This window comes from Clostridium sp. LY3-2, from assembly GCF_024705715.1.
GTDB lineage: Bacteria > Bacillota > Clostridia > Clostridiales > Clostridiaceae > Clostridium.
The window spans coordinates 1-1,944 of sequence record NZ_JAMDLQ010000069.1; the positions used below are offsets into that span (position 1 = coordinate 1).

The 1,944-nt window shown below is 30.0% G+C and carries 2 protein-coding genes, 3 tRNA genes and 1 pseudogene; 3 read left to right on the forward strand and 3 right to left on the reverse strand.

All coding sequences use genetic code 11. The features are described 5' to 3' along the window. Nucleotides 1-27 precede the first annotated feature (27 nt). The 3 genes and pseudogenes from M4I33_RS16685 to M4I33_RS16695 form a co-directional block, all read left to right on the forward strand. Nucleotides 28-192, forward strand: a pseudogene (locus M4I33_RS16685) (DnaD domain protein); the annotation flags it as partial. Nucleotides 193-282: 90 nt separating this feature from the next. Then, nucleotides 283-630 carry a DnaD domain-containing protein gene (locus M4I33_RS16690; protein ID WP_257917849.1) on the forward strand — a complete coding sequence of 116 codons (348 nt, stop codon included), beginning with the start codon at nucleotides 283-285 and terminating at the stop codon, nucleotides 628-630. Next, nucleotides 623-1,600, forward strand: a complete 978-nt coding sequence (locus M4I33_RS16695; protein WP_257917850.1) for an ATP-binding protein — start codon at nucleotides 623-625, stop codon at nucleotides 1,598-1,600. Before M4I33_RS16690 ends, M4I33_RS16695 begins: the two co-directional genes overlap by 8 nt. A gap of 86 nt (nucleotides 1,601-1,686) precedes the next feature. Here the strand turns inward: M4I33_RS16695 and M4I33_RS16700 are convergent. The 3 genes from M4I33_RS16700 to M4I33_RS16710 form a co-directional block, all read right to left on the reverse strand. Beyond that, nucleotides 1,687-1,763, reverse strand: a tRNA-Asp gene (locus M4I33_RS16700). Between the two features lie 8 nt (nucleotides 1,764-1,771). Further along, nucleotides 1,772-1,847, reverse strand: a tRNA-Val gene (locus M4I33_RS16705). A 22-nt stretch (nucleotides 1,848-1,869) separates the two neighbouring features. Further along, nucleotides 1,870-1,944, reverse strand: a tRNA-Glu gene (locus tag M4I33_RS16710).

Here is a 1,944-nt window from a genome sequence, read left to right on the forward strand (position 1 = left end):
TTATTTATATTATTTAAGTAAATTCTAATTAGCCAAGTTTTAAAATATTTAGCTTCTCTTAAAGTATTTAATTTTTCTTCTGAGCTAATTTTACTTCTTATAGAATACTGTGCATCTAGAGGCAAAACAAACTTTAGATATATAGAAAAAGTTGCAGAAGCTTGGAGCGAAAAAAATGTTAGAAATATTGAAGACGCTCAAAAGCTTATTAGACAAAATGAAGATAAGTGGGTAAAAATAAGACAAATACTTTCTCATTTAGGAATGAGAAATACAGATATTATGAAACCTCAAGAAGATATGCTTGAAAAGTGGATATTTACGTATAAATTCGAAATGGATCTTATTAAAAATGCTTGCGATCGTTCATTTGAAAGATTAAACCACGCAAACTTTAAATATATAGATGGAATACTAACTAATTGGTATAACAACAACATAAAGACCTTAGAAGATGTTGCAAAGGATGATAAAAAGCATAAAAAATCAAATCAAAACAATAGCAACAATAATTTCAATAAAAATAATTCTAATCAAAATAAGACCCTTAGATTTAATGACTTTAAACAAAGAGAATATGATTATGATTCTCTAGAAAAGAAATTGTTAGGATGGGATAGTGATGATTAAAGGATATCAAGGCGAACTTATGTCAATTTACCAAAAGATTCGCGACGAAGAAAATAATAACTTAAGAAATCGTAGAGCTGAAATAGAATCTCTTTATCCTGAAATAATAGAATTAGATAAAGAAATCCAAAAAAATTCTTTAAAACTTTCTTTATCTATTTTAAAGAAGGATAATACTGAAAAAACTTTCAATAACATAAAAGATACAATAACAGACCTTAGAGCTAAAAAGTGTGAGATGCTAGTCGAAAAGGGATATAGTCCTGAATACCTTAATATGCACTACAGATGTTCTAAATGCCAAGACACAGGCTATATAGGTGTAACTAAATGTGATTGCTACAAAAGTAAATTAGTTAGACTTTTTTATAAAGACTCCGAACTTGAAGATATCTTAAGAGATTGTAACTTCAAAAACTTTAACTTAAACCTTTTTGACTCTTCAAAAAGTGACGGGGAAAGATTTTCTCCAAAAACTAATATGAAAAATAACGTAGACTTCATAATAAATGATTTCTTACCTAACTTTAAGCATAGTAACGAAAATCTATTATTTTATGGAACTCCAGGAACTGGTAAAACATTTTTATCATACTGCATTGCTAAAGAATTATTAGATAAAGGAAATTTAGTAGTTTATAAAACTTCTGATGAAGTTATAAAAGCTCTTCGTGAGATACGATTTAATAACGACACTTATCTTGAAAAGCTTATGTATGATTGTGATTTATTAATTATAGATGATTTAGGTTCAGAACAACTAAATGATTTTGTTGCAACTGAATTATTTAATTTAATAAATAAAAGAATACTTAAAAAGAAACAGATGATTATTTCAACAAACTTCACTCTTTCAGATTTAGCTAAACACTACAGTGAAAGAATTTCATCAAGACTACTTGGAAACTTTAAATTACTTAAATTTTACTCAGAAGATATAAGAATTAAAATAAATCTTTCAAAAAGATAAAAAGGTGGGCTTTAGCCCACCTTTTTATTTACACTATATATTATTTAAACAACAAAAAAGAAGTAAGTTATACTTACTTCTTAAAATGGCGACTCAGAAGGGGCTCGAACCCTCGACTTCCAGCGTGACAGGCTGGCACTCTAACCAACTGAGCTACTGAGCCATATAATGTGGTGGGCACAACAGGGATCGAACCTGTGACCCCCTGCTTGTAAGGCAGGTGCTCTCCCAGCTGAGCTATGCGCCCACATTATAAAAAAAAAGAAAAATGGTGACTCCTAGGGGAATCGAACCCCTGATACCACCGTGAAAGGGTGGTGTCTTAACCGCTTGACCAAGGAGCC

Excerpts from the sequence above, each read along its gene's own strand:
- M4I33_RS16690 (WP_257917849.1), top strand. The coding sequence starts at position 283 with ATGAAACCTCAAGAAGATATGCTTGAAAAGTGGATATTTACGTATAAA.
- M4I33_RS16695 (WP_257917850.1), top strand. The coding sequence starts at position 623 with ATGATTAAAGGATATCAAGGCGAACTTATGTCAATTTACCAAAAGATT.